This window comes from Vibrio sp. Vb0888 (assembly GCF_033338835.1).
In the GTDB taxonomy this organism is placed as follows: Bacteria; Pseudomonadota; Gammaproteobacteria; order Enterobacterales; family Vibrionaceae; genus Vibrio; species Vibrio alginolyticus.
In genome coordinates, this window is the sequence record NZ_JAWOTL010000003.1 from 19,727 (window position 1) to 36,757 (window position 17,031).

The following is a 17,031-nucleotide window of genomic DNA, read 5'->3' on the forward strand; positions in this document are numbered from 1 at the left end:
TTTAGTAGAGCGTTAACTGACGCTCTACTCATTCGTAATATTCAAAAAATGAGAAGAGGGAAGTCATGAGCACGGAAAACAAGGACTATGTCAGCTTTCAACACGTTAAGAAAACCTACGATGGCACGAATTTGGTGGTGAAAGACTTCAACTTAGATATTGCTCCCGGAGAGTTTGTTACTATGTTGGGGCCGTCAGGATCGGGCAAGACCACTTGCTTGATGATGCTAGCAGGCTTTGAAACTGCGACCGGTGGAGACATTTATATTGATGGCGTTCCTGTTAATCATCTCGCGCCGCACAAGCGCGATATCGGTATGGTGTTTCAAAACTATGCGTTGTTTCCACATATGACCATTGCTGAGAATCTTGCGTTTCCTTTAAAGGTGCGAAAACTCGACAGTGACACGATTCAAAGCAAAGTTCAGAGTGTATTAGAAATGGTCGAGCTTGAGCATGTTGCGACTCGATACCCGAAGCAGTTATCAGGTGGTCAACAACAGCGTGTTGCGTTAGCGCGAGCATTAGTGTTTGAGCCTAAACTCGTGTTGATGGATGAACCACTAGGCGCGTTAGATAAGCAGCTGCGTGAGCAAATGCAGATGGAAATTAAACATTTGCATGAAAAGCTTGGCATTACCATTTTGTATGTGACGCACGATCAAGACGAAGCTCTCACTATGTCCGACCGTATTGCGGTTTTTAATCACGGCGAAGTGCAACAACTCGCGACACCAACCGAGCTTTATGAATCTCCGAGTAATACGTTTGTTGCGCAGTTTATCGGAGAAAACAACCAACTCTCAGGTTTAGTCAAAGAGTGGAACGGAAAGTATTGCCAAGTGCTCGTTGGGAAAGAGTTATTTACTGCGAAACCTGTCAGAGTCTCTGAGCAAGGGCAGAGAACAACACTTTCCATTCGACCAGAAAAGATTGTTATTCAACCAGAGAAAGCGTCTTGCGAGAACCAAGTCTCGGGCGTCCTACGAGAATTGATTTATCACGGTGATCATTATCGTCTGGTCGTCGAAGTAGAGAGCGTTGGTCACTTCATCGTTAAAGTACCTAACGATAATCGTAAACACTTGCAGTTAACGCCTGGTTCAATTTGTCGTATTGGTTGGCAAAGTGACGATTGCCATGCTCTTGATGGGACACAAACTCAAAGTAGCGAGGTAGCAGCATGAGTCGAGAGCTAACCGCATTAGATTCTGTATTGGAAATCGAACGCCAAGTTCATGAGCAAGAAACCAATCTGAAAGCGCAGTTGCAAAAGGCCGAGCGCCGAAAAAAGCTTCGCTCCATTATGCTCACAACGCCATTGGTGTGTTTTATTCTGCTTACGTTTGCTTTTCCTATCCTCGACATGCTTTATCGAAGCGTGGATAACCGAGAAATATCCCTGTCACTACCACAAACTATTCAAGCCTTAGAAAGTTGGGATTATCAAGGTCAGCCTCATCAAGAAGTCATTGAGGCATTCTCTGTTGAAGTACTTGCGCTTTATCAAAGCAAAGAGCTGCCGAAAATAGCCAACCGGATGAATATTGAAGAGTCTGGTATGCGCAGTTTACTCATGAAAACCGGCAGAAAGTTGTCTCGTTTGACGTCGCTGCCGAGCTCGGTGACACAGTTGGCTAAGCTGGATAAGCGATGGACTAATCCTAAATATTGGGCGGCGTTTAAGAATCTTAGTGGCGCATTAACATTCAGTCACTATCTTGCAGCGCTAGACTTGCAAGTGAATGAGTTTGGAGACATTGAGCCCCAACCAGAAAAACGCCAAATATACGTCGACCTTTTCTTTAAAACTTTTTGGATGTCTATTTCAATCACCTTAATTTGTTTGGTGATGGCGTACCCCGTTGCTTACCTGCTTGCCAATTTACCTGATAAGCGCGCGAACTTACTTTTAATTATTGTGCTGCTGCCATTTTGGACATCATTGTTAGTCAGAACCACGTCTTGGATTGTTCTGCTGCAAAACCAAGGGGTCATTAATGATCTCCTTATTTGGTCGGGTTTTACTTCTGAGCGAATTCAGATGATTCACAATACCTTCGGAACGGTGGTGTCTATGGTTCACATTCTGTTGCCGTTTATGATCCTGCCTCTGTATAGCGTAATGAAAGGAATTAGCCCAACTTATTTCCGTGCCGCTCGTTCTCTAGGCGCGACGCCTTTCATTGCGTTCATCAAAGTTTATATGCCGCTTACGTTACCGGGGATAGGTGCGGGGGTCTTGCTTACTTTCATTCTTTCTATTGGCTTCTACATTACGCCCGCTTTGGTTGGTGGAAGAAGCGGACAGATGATCTCCAATATGATTGCCTATCATATGCAGACATCACTGAACTGGGGGATGGCTGGCGCATTGGGTGAACTGCTTTTGTTCGTTGTACTGGTTCTGTTTTATATGTTCAACCGTGTGGTTGGCATTAACAACCTTAAGGTTGGGGGATAACCATGGCATTACCAAACTATGCATCAAAAGTAGAGCGAGTTGCTTACGCAGGTTACTTAGCTTTTTGTGGGGTGGTGCTGTTCTTTTTAATCGCTCCAATTCTGACCATCATCCCGTTATCGTTTAATGCAACGCCTTACTTTACTTTTACCGAGGGGATGTTAAACCTTGACTCGGCAGCGTATTCTACTCGCTGGTATCAAGAAATGTTTACTAGTGATCAGTGGCTGTTGGCGCTGAAAAACAGCACGTTTATTGCTTTTATGGCGACACTCGTTGCAACAGGGCTAGGAACTCTGGCGGCGTTGGGTTTAGCCAGTAGTAACTTGCCTTTTCGCAATACGATTATGGCGCTGTTGATCTCACCCATGATCGTACCAGTCATTATCTCTGCTGCTGCGATGTACTTTTTCTACACACGTCTTGGCTTATCACAAACTTATCTAGGCGTCATTTTGGCACACGCCGCGTTAGGTACGCCTTTTGTTGTCATTACCGTTACTGCGACCTTAAGCGGCTTTGATCATAGCCTGGTAAAAGCGGCGGCTAGCTTAGGAGCAAACCCTGTTTATACTTTCAGACACATTACCTTTCCGCTGATTCGTCCGGGGATGATTTCTGGCGGCTTGTTTGCCTTTGGCACATCGTTCGACGAGGTTGTGGTGGCGCTATTCCTGACTGGGGCAGAACAAAAAACCGTTCCGAGGCAGATGTGGTCAGGAATTCGAGAGCAAATTAGTCCGACCATATTGGCGGTCGCTACGTTGCTGATTTTTATGTCGGTGTGTTTGCTCGTGACATTAGAACTTTTACGTAGACGTAATGTACGCATTAGAGGCATTCAAGAATAACCAGACTTTTTCTTTGTTGGTCACTTTGCACTTTTGTTTAGGGGCACCTCAATTTTTGATCAACTGCGCCTCATTGTAGGCGCTTGTCTTTTGTGTTTATCTTCAGCGATGACTGACATATCACTCTGGTAGCTTAATGCCAGCTTGCTCGAAACGTGCCAAAGGCGACTTGTTTGATCGCTGATACCAACTAGCTGGCATGTTTGGTTTAAGTCGGGCTTTCTCTTCCTTGCTAATCACAACATAGTGCAAAAACGCATTAAGTGTGGTTACCATCACGTTAAACGTCATTTCCCCATCTTTGCTGATGGATTTCAATAACCCAACGACGGTTTCCTCAGAGACTAACGGTTCAACCACCGCCTTTTTTCGCTCTTTTATTGAGGTTGAAGCGCGCAGTCTTGCACGTGCCGTCTCCCAACAAACTTTGTTGGTTTTACTGACAAGGTTGTGCTTGTAGCAGTAGTAACTGAATAAAAAGCGTGGCAGGTTTTGCCAGCGTTCGGCTTGCACTTCTAACCAAAGGTGTTGTAGCTCAATATCAGCGTCGGTCATAAATATTATGGAAGATTATTAAAGTAGTGGCATTCTAACGTTTCATCAGCGATGCCGTCTATGATTCGGTTACTTCCCATCTTTATGTTGACACTTTGATTTTCAATGAAACAGTGACTTCTTATTACTGTAAATAGTGAGTGATTTGTCCAGTTTCTGACATTAGTGTTTGACTTGGGTAGTAGAGTGTGGGCGTTTTTTGTTTTGAAGCGTCAATATACATCATCACATACTTACGTCTTACTCTTTCTGAAATAAATACTTTTATCAAAGTAACTGTGTGATTTTCATTCAAATAGTATGTGTTTCATGGTGATGAAAATTCTGTTTATTGCGCTACAATCGAGTGTCGTTCGTAGAATGTAGCCTAATGACGAAAACCTTGCGTCTTCTATCTGGCTTTTTGTGTGCTACTTTTTAATAAGTATCTTTTGGGTGGGTTTTTATGTTTGGAGTTAAAAGAAATGCTGCTATCTCTGGCTTGTACCAAGCGAGTGAACTTAAAGCAAAGCTGTTCTCCAAGGATTTGGAAATCTTAAGACTTAGAGCTGAAACTGAGTTTAATAAAGTGCTTGATGAGCTACTAAGAATTAAAGATAACAATTCAAGGCTTCGTGAAAGTGGGCTTATTGATAAGCTTGAGCAAGAGAAGTCTAAATGGAACAGTGATCAGCTCAAAGACATCGAGCAACGTATAAGTAATGTCGAGTTCTGTATTAAGGATTGTGCTTTATATGTCAGCAACATAGAGTCCCAATTCGCTGAGGATAGCGGTTTAGGATATGGTGAACTGAGCAGTCGTTCCCTTGAAGACGAGTTGGAAACACTATCTTTTAGTAAGATCCTTAACGCATCTGCACATGAGTACTTTTATAACTCTAAAGAGTATGAAATGTACCTTGAAAACACACCAAATACCGAATTTTTGCACGCGTTAAAAGAGCAAATTACCGCACTCTTCGACCACAAAGCAGCCTAGAACCTACAAAGTATTCGCCCATTGCCCGATTCCTTCTGCAGGGGCTTTGATTCGCGAATTTTTACCGACCCACTTTGGAGTATACCTAGCCATTTAACGTGCTGGGTATACCCGTTTAACTACACGTTTCTTCTCTAGATCATCTCTATTTTTTAACAAATACGAATTTTAAAAGCTCACTCCGTGTTCCTTCTGGTACCAAAAACTGATACCGCCACATCTATTTGTTAACAAAATGTTTCTTCTTATCTTGCGAGTAGATTATATGGAGATGCTCTTGCAGTAATAAGGGCAGTGGCGATGCAAAAGACGTAATGCATCTAAGGAAAACTCAATATAGAAGAAATTAGATGGAACTGAAGACTTTGAGTGTCGCGATTGCGACAACATTAACCAGCACTGGCGTATTTGCGTTAAGCGAGCCAGTTTCTCAAGTTACAGAGCAACATGCACATTCGGCTCATACACACGGTGTTGAATCCAATCGAGTTGAATACCAACCAACCGCAACTCTCCCTATTCAGCCCTCCAAGGCAACTCGAGTACAGTCACTTGAAAGTCTTGATGAGTCGAGCACTGCTTGTGATTTGGAAGCATTGGTTACCGAAAGCAGTAACCAATTGATCGGCGAAATTTTAAGTCAGGGCGCGACGTGTGTGAACCAGCTATTCTCTGCTGAAAGTCGGATTCAAGAGTCGGTATTTAGCTCCGATCATATGTACAACATTGCGAAGCGTACTACGACATTGGCGAAGGGGTATACAGGTGGCGGGAGCGATGAACTAGAAACGTTGTTCTTATACTTACGCGCGGGTTATTACGCCGAGTTTTACAATGACAACATCTCATTTATTGAATGGGTCACACCAGCGGTGAAAGAATCCGTGGATGCGTTTGTTAATAACGCAAACTTCTATGAGAACAGCGACCGTCACGGCAAAGTGCTTAGTGAAGTCATCATCACTATGGATAGTGTGGGCTTGCAGCACGCGTACTTACCGCAAGTGACCCAGTGGCTTACACGTTGGAATGATCAATACGCCCAGCACTGGTATATGCGCAATGCGGTTAATGGTGTTTTCACTATTTTGTTTGGTGGGCAGTGGAACGAGCAATTTGTGCAAGTAATTGGTAACCAAACAGACCTTGCCAAAGCTATAGGCGATTTTGCTCTGAGGGCGTCATCAATCGGTGCTGAAGATGAGTTTATGGCCGCGAATGCGGGGCGAGAGCTCGGGCGTCTGACCAAGTATACGGGTAACGCGAGTTCTGTTGTGAAGAGTCAGCTGAGTCGAATCTTTGAACAGTATGAAATGTATGGTCGGGGTGACTCGGTTTGGCTTGCGGCGGCGGACACCGCTTCATATTACGCAGATTGTAGTGAGTTCGGAATTTGTAATTTCGAAACTGAGCTAAAAGGCTTAGTGCTATCGCAAACTTATACTTGTAGTCCAACAATTCGAATATTGTCCCAGAATATGACACAAGAGCAACACGCGGCCGCATGTTCTAAAATGGGTTACGAAGAGGGTTACTTTCATCAGTCATTAGAAACTGGTGAACAGCCAGTAAAAGATGACCACAATACTCAGCTTCAAGTCAATATCTTCGATTCAAGCACCGATTATGGTAAGTACGCAGGGCCAATTTTCGATATTAGTACTGACAATGGCGGTATGTACTTGGAGGGCGATCCTTCCCAGCCGGGGAATATTCCCAACTTTATTGCTTATGAAGCCTCTTATGCGAACGCGGATCACTTTGTCTGGAACTTAGAGCACGAATACGTGCATTACTTAGATGGTCGATTTGATCTCTATGGAGGGTTTAGTCATCCAACTGAAAAAATAGTGTGGTGGAGTGAAGGCATTGCAGAGTATGTCGCTCAAGAAAATGACAACCAAGCAGCACTTGAGACGATTCTAGACGGCTCGACATATACCTTAAGTGAGATTTTCGAGACTACTTATGATGGGTTTGATGTCGATCGAATTTATCGTTGGGGGTACTTAGCTGTACGTTTTATGTTTGAAAATCATAAAGATGACGTAAACCAAATGCTGGTGGAAACACGCCAGGGGAATTGGAGCAATTACAAAGCAACGATCACCCAATGGGCGAATTTATATCAAAGTGAGTTTGAGCAGTGGCAGCAAGCCCTTGTCTCAAATGGTGCACCTAATGCAGTCATAACCGCAAACAGTAAGGGGAAAGTCGGTGAAAGCATTACATTTAGCAGTGAAAACAGTACAGACCCAAACGGGAAGATCGTCAGCGTCTTATGGGACTTCGGTGATGGCTCGACAAGTACACAAACCAAGCCGACGCACCAATATGGGAGTGAAGGGGAGTATTCGGTCAGCCTAAGTGTGACAGACAGTGAAGGCTTGACGGCAACCGCCACTCATACTGTTGTTATCTCAGCGTTGGGCGGTAATGACACATTGCCACAAGACTGCGCGGTGCAAAGTAAAGTAAGCGGTGGACGCCTAACAGCAGGAGAGCCCGTTTGCTTGGCAAATCAACAAACCATTTGGCTGAGCGTGCCAGCGGTGAATGAGAGCTCAAATCTGGCGATAACGACGGGAAACGGTACGGGCAACCTAAAGCTTGAATACAGTAACTCTGGTTGGCCGGATGGTACTAATCTTCACGGGTGGTCAGATAATATTGGTAATGGAGAGTGTATTACGTTGTCAAATCAGAGTAACTACTGGGGCTATGTTAAAGTATCTGGTGACTTTGAGAATGCCGCCATCGTCGTTGATTTTGATGCTCAGAAGTGTCGTCAATAGGGCATTTTAACTGCATCATTTTAATTTAATTGATCGCCTCGCTAACATTGCGGGGCGTTTTTGTTTTTCACGCCGTTATCTCTATAAAAAAAACCAGCCCGAAGGCTGGCAAACAAGGAGTTTGAGATGAAAATGAAAACGTTATAAAGCTTGCTGATATCCTATTTCTCAATAAGTTGGGTTGTGCGTTGAAGCCAGTTTTTATCTTGCGTATCAAGAAAAGGGCTAAGTGCTTGATAGACTCGTGAATGGTAATGATTGAGCCAGTCTAGCTCTGCTTGATCTAGCATTGATAAATCAAGGGCGTTGGTCGCAATTGGAGCAAGAGTGATGGTCTCAAAACCGTAAAACGTGCCGAACTCATTTTGTTCTACTTCTACAACTTTAAGAATGTTCTCTATTCTTACCCCGTACTCACCTTCGCGATAAACGCCTGGTTCATTAGTAATGACCATACCCGGTTTTAGTTCAACCTCGTGGTGGCTTTGCGAGAAATTTTGTGGGCCTTCGTGAACATTCAAGCAAATGCCCACGCCGTGTCCAGTGCCGCACTTGTAATCAATACCATGTTGCCATAAGACGCCACGCGCCATGATATCAAGATTGGCACCCGTAGAGCCTTTCATGAATCGAGTCTGAGTCAGTCGGATGACCGCTTTGAGCACCAAGGTATAATCTTTGCGCTGCTTAATGGTCGGTGACCCGAAGTGGAAAGTACGGGTGATGTCTGTTGTCCCGCCAAGGTATTGGCCACCAGAATCGACGAGAAAGAAGTTGCTTTCATTGACTGCCGCATTGCTTTCTTCATCGGCGGCATAATGCATTTTTGCCCCGTGAGCCGCGAAGCCTGCGATAGTGCGGAAACTGTCACTCACATAATGTCGGGTTTGACGGCGATAGTGGTTCAGTTGTGCCTCAGCAGACAATTCTGTAACGAATCCGCTTGGAACTTGCTCTTCTAGCCAGTTCATAAACCTTACGATTGCCACACCATCATCTGTTAATGCCTGCTCTAGGCTGGTTAGTTCGGTCTCATTTTTTATGGCCTTCATTGCCGTTACAGGGCAAGCCATTGGTTTTAGATTCACATTCCGTTCAATCGAACTCACCAATAAGCTGTCTGTGTGGGTAGGGCTAAAAGCGAGCGATAATCCCTCACATTGCTGATTCAAATACTGACTTACGTAGTTGTAATGGCGAATGTGTACACTCTGCTCGGTCAGCGCTCTTTCAACGTCTTGAGGCAGTTTGACCTTATCAATAAACAGTGTCGCAAGTGATTGCTCTACGATTAGATAGGCTTCAGAAACTGGGCAGTAATTCGTATCACCACCTCGAATATTCATTGTCCACATGACATCATCTAGCGTTGACACTAATAAGCTATCTACTTGGTTCTCGGTTAACAAAGAACGGATTCTCGCTAACTTATTTTCTGTGTCAACGCCAGCAAAAGCGGTGGGGTGCTCGAATACGGGTGCACTTGGGCGAGGTGGTCTTTCAAGCCAAATCGGTGTGAGCAAATCTAGGTCGAGAATGATCTTAATGTTTTTCGCTTCAAAGGCTTGTTTGAGGCCTTGATAAAAAGCGTAACTGATGGCGCGCCCGTCAACCGCGACAATACTGTTTTCTGGGAGCGTGGTAGCCAGCCATTTGGCAATTGTCGGCGTTTCTGGTTGTTTGGCTTTAAACAGTTCAAGTCCTGTGCCGTGTAACTGTTCTTCAGCTTGAATATAGTAACGACCATCAGTCCACAGGCCACCACCTTGTTGGGTAATGACGACATCGCCTGCTGAGCCGGTAAAACCTGAAATCCAGCTTCGCGCTAACCAATGATCCGCTGAGTATTCACTGTTATGTGGGTCATTGTTGGTCACGATATATGCAGACACGTTGTGAAAGGACATTGCCTCACGCAATAACGTAAGGCGTTGGTTTACTGAGTTAGTATTGTTCATTAAATGGTTCCTAAAGTCATATTTGAGCAATAGATATGATGCTGCTCCGAGCCTGTTCTTATTGGGTTCTGTTGCCCGCATACTTCTGTTGCTTCTGGGCATCGAGTACGAAAAACGCAACCGCTCGGTGGATTAAGTGGAGAAGGAAGGTCGCCGGGCAATAGTTGTATTTCACGGTCACGTGCTAATTGCGGATTAGCTATCGGGACAGCAGATAACAGTGCTTTGGTGTAGGGGTGTTGTGCATCATCAAATACTTTATCGTAACGTCCTACTTCCATAGGTTTACCAAGATACATCACCATAACGCGGTCGCTGATGTGGCGCACCACGCTTAAGTCGTGCGCAATCATTACCAGTGTTAACCCCATTTCTTGTTTAAGATCATCTAGAAGATTGATGACCTGAGCTTGTATGGAGACATCTAGCGCACTAACGGGTTCATCACACACGACCAAATCTGGATTGAGAATTAACGCTCTAGCAATGCCCACACGCTGGCATTGACCTCCGGAAAATTCATGTGGATAGCGGTTTCGCTGGCTAGCCAAGAGACCCACTTTATCCATCATAGCGATGACACGCTTTTCTACCTCTGCCCGTTTAAGTTGCGGCTCGTGGGTGAGCAGTGGTTCGGCGATGCATTCTGAGATGGTTAACCTCGGATTCAAACAAGCGGATGGGTCTTGAAACACCATCTGAAATTCTCTGCGTCGAGAGGAAAGCTCTTTTTTACTAAACCCGAGCATGTCTTGACCTTTCCAAGTCAACTCGCCTTGTGTAGGTTCAATTAAGCGAAGTAAGGCGCGTGCAAGCGTTGATTTTCCGCAGCCTGATTCCCCCACAATGCCAAGTGTTTCGCCTCTATAAACATCTAAGTCGATACCATTGACCGCTTTCACGATTTTACGTCGACTTGGAATAAGGTGACGCGACACAGGAAAGTGGACGTTTAAATCACGAGCAGACATGAGGACTTCTTTTTTATTCATAACGCCTCCTTAAGCTTTTATTTGAATAGGAGTGATAACACTGGGTGCGTTAACGTGACAGGCAATGGACTGGCTCGTGTTTAATGGAGAAAACCGTGGGGTTTCGTATTGGCAACGCGTCTCTCGATGCTCGCACCGCTCTCTAAACGGACACCCTTGATGGTTAATCAACGCACTTGGTGGGTTACCTGGGATGGTTGGTAAACGCGGCATATCTTCAGTGATAGAAGGAATAGCCTTTAGCAGGCCTTGAGTGTAGGGGTGCGCAGGTTGAGCGAACAATGTCTCGGTATCTGATTGCTCCATTTTTTGACCACCATACATGACCAATACGCGATCACACATCTCGGCGACGACGCCCATATCGTGAGTGATCAGTAAAATAGCCGTATTGAACTCTTGTTGTAAGTCTCGTAATAGCGTCAAAATTTGAGCTTGAACGGTTACATCTAACGCGGTGGTTGGTTCGTCTGCAATTAACAACTCGGGCTTACACAACAAGGCCATCGCTATCATGATTCGCTGACGCATTCCGCCAGATAATTCGTGAGGGTATTGATTCATCCTAGTTTCGGGAGAGGGAATACGCACCGCATCCAACATGTGAATCGATTCAATTTTTGCTTGTTTTCGGGTCATTCCTTTATGAATCATGAGAACTTCACAAAGCTGTTTGCCAATTTTCATAAATGGGTTGAGTGACGTCATCGGATCTTGAAAGATCATTCCGATTTTCTCTGCACGGATGCGGTTGAGCTGCTTTTTAGACATCGCGAGTAAATCATCACCGTGGAACATTGCGCTTCCAGACACGGCGCCGTTGTCTGCGGTTAACCCCATTAATGCGAAAACAGATTGGCTTTTTCCCGAACCTGATTCCCCAACAATCCCAAGAGTTTCGCCCGTTTTAATCGAGTAGGAGAGATTACTGACCGCTTGCACTTGCCCATCTGGCGTATCGAAGCGCACGTTCATGTTTTCAATAGATAGCATGGGTTTGTCCTTATCGGTCTTTCGGGTCAAGAGCATCACGCAAGCCATCGCCGATGAAGTTAAAACAAAAGAGGGTGGCAACTAAAAACAGAGAGGGAAAAAGCAGCATCCACAATGCAACGTCAATCGTTTTTGCGCCTTCGGAAATTAGGATTCCCCAGCTCGTGTCGGGTGGTTGAACACCAAGCCCTAAGAAGCTCAAAAACGATTCGAACATAATGAATCCTGGTACCATTAATGAGGAATAAACCATCACGATCCCAAGCACATTAGGCAGAACATGGCGTCGGACAATTGTCAATTTAGAAACCCCAATAGAGTGTGCGGCTTCGATGAACTCTCTCTTTTTTAGACCGAAGGTGACACCACGTACAACACGGGCAATACCCAGCCAAGATACCATTCCGATCACGATAAAAATCAGGTAGATGTTGTTGCCAAAAAGGGTAACAAACAGGATAACCATAAACATAAATGGCACCGAATCGAGCACCTCAATAATGCGCATCATTACGCTGTCGACAACGCCACCAAGATAGCCGGAAATACTTCCCCAAATCGTACCAATAACAACGGCGACTAAGGCCCCGACAAAGCCCACCAAAATAGAGAGCCTGCCGCCTTGCATCGTGCGAGCAAAGACATCTTGCCCGAGGTCATCAGTACCAAAGTAATGGCCACTGCTCAGTGAAGGTTTCCCTAGCTCGTATGGATCGATGAGCACTTCCCAGTCAATTTCATCATGGCCAAAAGCGGCAAGAGAGGGGCCGAAGGTGATGCATAAGGTAATGAACGCCAAAACATACACTGATGTCATCGCGGCTCTGTTTTTACGAAATCGAGTCCATGCATCCTGCCAAAGACTGCGACCTTCGACGGCTTCAATATTGTCGACGACTTGATCTTGAAGAGCTTGTGTATCCAGTTTTTTGATCGTTAACATGCCGGACTCCTAAACGCGTATACGAGGGTCGATAATCGTATATAGCAAGTCGACCACAAGGTTAAAGAAGATAGTGAGTGAAGCGACAATCAGAGTAATGCCCATTACTAGGCCGTAGTCGCGGTTGAGAGCCCCAGACACAAAGTGTTGTCCCATGCCACCTGTACCAAAGAAAATGTCGATAATTACCGAGCCTGTCACGACAGACACAAACGCAGGGCCGAGCATCGCAACGACGGGAATCAGGGATGGTCGCAAAGCGTGATGGAATAAAATGTAGGTTGTGGACAAACCTTTGGCCTTTGCCGTTCGAATGTATGGTTGGTTGAGCGTTTCAATCATTGCGCCACGCATGACGCGTGCAATACTCGCAATGGAGCCAATCGCCAGGCTGAGCACGGGAAGAACAAGAAAAGCCAGCTTTCCTCCTTCCCAACCACCAGCAGGGAACCAGCCGAGCTGAATAGCGAAAATCATGACTAAAACCGGAGCAAGCACGAAAGCCGGAACCACAACTCCAGTCATCGAAAGTGTCATCAGGCCGTAATCTAGGCGGCTATTTCGGTTCAATGCCGCAATGGTGCCAAGCAACATGCCAAGTGGAACGGAAATACAAAAAGAGAGTACGCCTAATACTGCTGAAACAGGCCATGATTGTGCGACGAGCTGTGTAACACTGAAGTCTTGATAAACGAAGCTCGGACCGAGATCTCCTTGTATGAAATTACCAATGTAAATCCAAAACTGAGTAAGGAAGGGCTGGTCCAAATGGAATTTTGCTTCGATATTCGCACGTACCACCTCTGGCATAGGCCGTTCCATATCAAATGGCCCCCCTGGTGCAATGTGCATCAGCCAAAATGATACGAGTGCGATGAATAGAAGCGTGGGGATAGCGATAGCTAATCGCTTAACAATGTACCAAATCATGATCCATCATCCTTTGGTCATCCGAAATCACTTCGAACGGTTATGAATAAAAAATGGTCTGAGCTCAGGTTGCCTTCTCCACCGAGAGATATGAGGAACGGCAAGTAAACATTGAACTTGCCGACTCAGACCGAAAACATGCTTTTAGTGGGCTTTCACATAGACATTCTTGCGGTAGTACGACGACTCAGGGTTTGTCAGTTCGTAGCCGCCCACGTAAGGCTTGATGAGGTATTGATCGTTACCCGGACGATAAATAGGAATAATGGCCATGTCTTCAATCAGCATGCTTTCTGCTTGTAGATACAGTTCTGATGGGTTGCTCATGGTCTTTGAGCGAGCCATTAACTCGTCGTATTGCGGGTTGTTATAACGAGAATCGTTGTACTCGCCACTAGAAACGAAGATATCCAACCATGTAGAGGCTTCATTGTAGTCGGCCGTCCAGCCGCCGCGAGTAATGTCGGTCGGCTCTTTAAGTGCGTAGAACACTTTCGGTTCTAGCTGTTTTATTGTGACTTGCGCACCCAAACGGCTTTTCCACATACCTGCCATGGTCGTTGCCATTTTTACGTCCATCGAGAAAGTTGGTACGGTAAACGTCAACTTAAGCGGATTGCTTTTATCGTATCCAGCTTCTGACAGTAATTGCTGCGCTTTTTCGATACGTTTATGACGGTTCCAAGTTGCGAACTCAGGAGTGTGAGATTTAAAACCATCTGTTTGAGGTGGCACAAGGGTATACATTGGAACCCCACCGTTTCTCAAGATAGCACTCGTTAACAGTTGACGGTCAATGGCATATGAGAGGGCTTTACGGACCCGCACGTCTTTTGTTGGTCCTTGTTGAGTGTTGAGGTAATAGAATGTGGAGCCAAGAGACGCACTGGTGCTTGCCACTTCTTGTGGGCGTTGTTGAATTAACTTTTTCTTCTGAGCGGCAGGAATGGAAACCGCTTGGTCTATCTCACCGGCTAGGTAGCGGTTTAGCACTACGTTTGCATCACCAATTGGTAGCCAGGTGACTTTTTCCAGCACTACATTGCTTGCGTCCCAGTAATGTGGGTTTTTAACCATCACCAGTTTTTCGTTAACTTTCCATTCAGAGACAGTAAACGCACCATTTGTAACGATATGCTCAGGCTGGGTCCAACGGTTGCCATGTTTTTCAACGGTCGCTTTGTGAACGGGGGCAAGCACTGGATGACTTAATAGTTTCGTAAAGAAGGGAATAGGCTCTTCGAGTGTTACCTGGAATGTTTTTTCATCCAGCGCCTTCACGCCCAAGGACTCGGGTTCGGCTTCGCCCTTCATAATCGCTTGCGAGTTTTCGATATTTGGAATGGCCGCAAACCAAGCGTAGGGTGAAGCAGTGCTTGGATTCAGTAAGCGTTGCCAGCTGTAGACAAAATCTTGTGCAGTGACCGTTTCGCCATTTGACCATTTTGCATCACGTAAGTGGAAGGTATAAACCGTATTGTTGTCATTGACTGACCAAGACTCAGCAACACCAGGAATGGTTTTACCTTGCTTATCTTGAATGACCAGACCTTCAAACAGGTCTCGACCGAGATTAAAAGCGGGCTCTGCGGCTTGCTTGGCTGGGTCAATAGAAGTAACTTCAGCCCCATTGTTTAGCGTAATTTCTTGTGTCTCATCGAGGGTCACACCCGAGGGATACGGCACGGCATAGCTTGATGTTGCCAGTATTGGACTCATCATCGACGCTAATAAAAGCAACTTAGGTAATTTCATCCTTGTCTCACTCTTTTCATCCTGAAAGATGCCAAAAATGTATATTGTATAAATTGTCTACACAATCGAGTTTTAACATTACTGTAACAGGGTGTCAGGTGTTGAGCTGTCTAGTCTCAAAAAGTGAGCTAGGGGAATTTCTTTGAAGATCTGATATCAAGTTGGCATGACGGGAAGTAATTTTGCTTCGATACAAATTAAAATCCCCTTCAAGCACAGGCTAGAAGGGGAAGATAGTCAGTCTGCTCTTCAAAAGGCATGACGTTAACTGACTAGGAAATGTTTCACGAACTCAGTGATTTTGACCATATCACTTACCGCGATAAACTCTTCTGTCGTGTGTACTTTTGCCATGCCAGTTGAAAGGTTGACCGTTGTGAGACCTTTCTTGTTAAAGTTGTTGGCATCGCTACCGCCGCCAGTGCCTTTTGTGAAGGCGTCAATTCCCAACTCTGAAAACGCTGCTTTTATAGCGTTTACGTGTGGGTGGTTTTCTTCAATAACAAAAGCGTCGTAGGCTCGGCTAGATTCAATTTCGACTTCTGCACCGTGCTTTTCACAGACAGACTCTAATGTTGAGATCATATGATTGACCTGAGCATCTAGTTTATCGCCATTCAGGGAGCGTGCTTCTGCCACGATTTTTAATTCAGGCATAACAATGTTTGTGGCCTGACCGCCATTCACTACACCGATGTTGGCTGTCGTTTCTTCGTCGATGCGAAGTAGCTTCATTTGGTTGATAGCATCAGCCGCCACCATGATCGCACTGATGCCTTCTTCTGGCGCAAGCCCTGCGTGTGCTGGTCGACCTTTGATTTTTGCCATGATTTTTTGCTGGCCTGGGGCTGCGGTCACAATGGTGCCAATAGGGCCACCCGTATCTAACACGATTGCTTCCGTTGAAGTGACGTGTGACATATCGAAGTATTGTGAACCGAATAAACCGCCTTCTTCATACACGGTGAAAGCAAGTTCTAACGTTTTGTGCTCACGGTTTTCCGCTTGAATACAACGAACGGCTTCCATGATGGCAGCAATACCAGATTTATCATCGCCACCGAGAATCGTATGGCCTTTTGAACGGATAATGCCGTCTTCGATGAGTGGCTCAATGCCAATACCTGGAGTGACCGTATCCATATGACAGCTCATTAGGATAGAGCCGTCTTTTTTGCCGTCTAAACGGGCGTACACGTTAAAACCGTTAGAAATGTGCTCAGGCACTGGAAGCTTGTGCACGGTAAAGCCTAGCTCGCCTAGCTGTTCTGCCAGTGTTTCTGCAATTTGTTTTTCGTTTTTTGATTCGCTGTCGATACGTACTAGTTGGCAAAAGTGTTTAACTAGGCGTTCTTGATTAATGTGTGTCATTAGATGTCTCTTTTTCTGATCGAGCGTGAAGCCTTGTGGCTCGGCTCGATAGGGAGCAGAGCACCACTTATGGCACAGTTACTTTTGAATAAAACTGAGGTGAATCAATAAAGGGGTATCCATGACACGATTCTGACCGATGAGTCTTTCGAACTGTATGAAGCGTCACGAAACATTACTTTTGATGTTTTGCAGGATCAAATGAATAAATCGGATAGAGATAGGGTGCAATAGACTTTCCATCCCCTTTTACTTTTTGAGCTACGTTGCCAAGATAAAATGCCAAGGTAACAACTTGTTTACATTTTGTGTGTTGGCGTAAAGCCGAAAATATCAAACTAATATATTGAAAATAAGCAGTTTGTTTGATGTTTACGAAAGTGGGTTCGACGCGCCTCCTGTGTGTAACATATATTTTACAATTATGCGTAAAAATCGCCAAGAT

13 protein-coding genes are annotated in these 17,031 nt (G+C 45.2%); 5 read left to right on the forward strand and 8 right to left on the reverse strand.

Going from position 1 to position 17,031, the window contains the following annotated elements; translation table 11 throughout:
* The first annotated feature begins 65 nt into the window (after positions 1-65).
* Genes R7P72_RS06185 through R7P72_RS06195 form a run of 3 tightly spaced genes read left to right on the forward strand, consistent with a single transcriptional unit; the run spans position 66 to position 3,315 of the window.
* Complete coding sequence (locus tag R7P72_RS06185; protein ID WP_048626301.1) at positions 66-1,187, forward strand: ABC transporter ATP-binding protein; 1,122 nt, start codon at positions 66-68, stop codon at positions 1,185-1,187.
* Complete coding sequence (locus tag R7P72_RS06190) at positions 1,184-2,464, forward strand: ABC transporter permease (protein ID WP_213907220.1); 1,281 nt, start codon at positions 1,184-1,186, stop codon at positions 2,462-2,464. Before R7P72_RS06185 ends, R7P72_RS06190 begins: the two co-directional genes overlap by 4 nt.
* Before the next feature lie 2 nt (positions 2,465-2,466).
* Positions 2,467-3,315, forward strand: coding sequence for an ABC transporter permease (locus R7P72_RS06195; RefSeq protein ID WP_213885352.1), 849 nt, complete (start codon positions 2,467-2,469; stop codon positions 3,313-3,315).
* Positions 3,316-3,435: 120 nt separating this feature from the next.
* Here the strand turns inward: R7P72_RS06195 and R7P72_RS06200 are convergent, their stop codons facing one another.
* Entirely contained in the window at positions 3,436-3,870 is a 435-nt protein-coding gene (locus tag R7P72_RS06200) for a hypothetical protein (protein WP_213870093.1), read from the reverse strand.
* Positions 3,871-4,315: 445 nt separating this feature from the next.
* Here R7P72_RS06200 and R7P72_RS06205 point away from each other — a divergent pair, with 445 nt between their 5' ends.
* Positions 4,316-4,849 (forward strand): hypothetical protein, encoded by a 534-nt coding sequence (locus tag R7P72_RS06205; protein ID WP_054574080.1) that lies wholly within the window; start codon positions 4,316-4,318, stop codon positions 4,847-4,849.
* Between the two features lie 350 nt (positions 4,850-5,199).
* Positions 5,200-7,644, forward strand: a complete 2,445-nt coding sequence (locus tag R7P72_RS06210) for a collagenase (RefSeq protein WP_213907221.1) — start codon at positions 5,200-5,202, stop codon at positions 7,642-7,644.
* A 161-nt stretch (positions 7,645-7,805) separates the two neighbouring features.
* Here the strand turns inward: R7P72_RS06210 and R7P72_RS06215 are convergent, their stop codons facing one another.
* From R7P72_RS06215 to R7P72_RS06245, 7 genes are all read right to left on the reverse strand, one after another.
* Positions 7,806-9,602, reverse strand: coding sequence for an aminopeptidase P family protein (locus tag R7P72_RS06215; protein ID WP_137281919.1), 1,797 nt, complete (start codon positions 9,600-9,602; stop codon positions 7,806-7,808).
* Positions 9,602-10,594 carry an ABC transporter ATP-binding protein gene (locus R7P72_RS06220; protein ID WP_005377841.1) on the reverse strand — a complete coding sequence of 331 codons (993 nt, stop codon included), beginning with the start codon at positions 10,592-10,594 and terminating at the stop codon, positions 9,602-9,604. Before R7P72_RS06220 ends, R7P72_RS06215 begins: the two co-directional genes overlap by 1 nt.
* 9 nt (positions 10,595-10,603) lie before the next feature.
* On the reverse strand, positions 10,604-11,587 hold the full coding sequence (locus R7P72_RS06225; RefSeq protein WP_213907222.1) for an ABC transporter ATP-binding protein: 984 nt from the start codon (positions 11,585-11,587) through the stop codon (positions 10,604-10,606).
* A 10-nt stretch (positions 11,588-11,597) separates the two neighbouring features.
* Positions 11,598-12,530: an ABC transporter permease subunit gene (locus R7P72_RS06230; RefSeq protein WP_005377839.1), complete on the reverse strand. Its 933-nt coding sequence runs from the start codon at positions 12,528-12,530 to the stop codon at positions 11,598-11,600.
* 9 nt (positions 12,531-12,539) lie between these two features.
* Positions 12,540-13,460 carry an oligopeptide ABC transporter permease OppB gene (gene oppB / locus R7P72_RS06235; RefSeq protein WP_005377838.1) on the reverse strand — a complete coding sequence of 307 codons (921 nt, stop codon included), beginning with the start codon at positions 13,458-13,460 and terminating at the stop codon, positions 12,540-12,542.
* A gap of 144 nt (positions 13,461-13,604) precedes the next feature.
* On the reverse strand, positions 13,605-15,215 hold the full coding sequence (locus R7P72_RS06240; RefSeq protein WP_017633966.1) for a peptide ABC transporter substrate-binding protein: 1,611 nt from the start codon (positions 15,213-15,215) through the stop codon (positions 13,605-13,607).
* A 264-nt stretch (positions 15,216-15,479) separates the two neighbouring features.
* Positions 15,480-16,586: a M20/M25/M40 family metallo-hydrolase gene (locus tag R7P72_RS06245; RefSeq protein WP_285437749.1), complete on the reverse strand. Its 1,107-nt coding sequence runs from the start codon at positions 16,584-16,586 to the stop codon at positions 15,480-15,482.
* Between the last annotated feature and the right edge of the window lie 445 nt (positions 16,587-17,031).

Bases quoted from the DNA above. Each gene is read 5' to 3' on its own strand.
- R7P72_RS06240 (WP_017633966.1), bottom strand. From the start codon at position 15,215: ATGAAATTACCTAAGTTGCTTTTATTAGCGTCGATGATGAGTCCAATA.
- R7P72_RS06185 (WP_048626301.1), top strand. From the start codon at position 66: ATGAGCACGGAAAACAAGGACTATGTCAGCTTTCAACACGTTAAGAAA.
- oppB (WP_005377838.1), bottom strand. From the start codon at position 13,460: ATGATTTGGTACATTGTTAAGCGATTAGCTATCGCTATCCCCACGCTT.
- R7P72_RS06200 (WP_213870093.1), bottom strand. From the start codon at position 3,870: ATGACCGACGCTGATATTGAGCTACAACACCTTTGGTTAGAAGTGCAA.
- R7P72_RS06190 (WP_213907220.1), top strand. From the start codon at position 1,184: ATGAGTCGAGAGCTAACCGCATTAGATTCTGTATTGGAAATCGAACGC.
- R7P72_RS06245 (WP_285437749.1), bottom strand. From the start codon at position 16,586: ATGACACACATTAATCAAGAACGCCTAGTTAAACACTTTTGCCAACTA.
- R7P72_RS06220 (WP_005377841.1), bottom strand. From the start codon at position 10,594: ATGAATAAAAAAGAAGTCCTCATGTCTGCTCGTGATTTAAACGTCCAC.
- R7P72_RS06205 (WP_054574080.1), top strand. From the start codon at position 4,316: ATGTTTGGAGTTAAAAGAAATGCTGCTATCTCTGGCTTGTACCAAGCG.
- R7P72_RS06225 (WP_213907222.1), bottom strand. From the start codon at position 11,587: ATGCTATCTATTGAAAACATGAACGTGCGCTTCGATACGCCAGATGGG.
- R7P72_RS06210 (WP_213907221.1), top strand. From the start codon at position 5,200: ATGGAACTGAAGACTTTGAGTGTCGCGATTGCGACAACATTAACCAGC.
- R7P72_RS06230 (WP_005377839.1), bottom strand. From the start codon at position 12,530: ATGTTAACGATCAAAAAACTGGATACACAAGCTCTTCAAGATCAAGTC.
- R7P72_RS06195 (WP_213885352.1), top strand. From the start codon at position 2,467: ATGGCATTACCAAACTATGCATCAAAAGTAGAGCGAGTTGCTTACGCA.
- R7P72_RS06215 (WP_137281919.1), bottom strand. From the start codon at position 9,602: ATGAACAATACTAACTCAGTAAACCAACGCCTTACGTTATTGCGTGAG.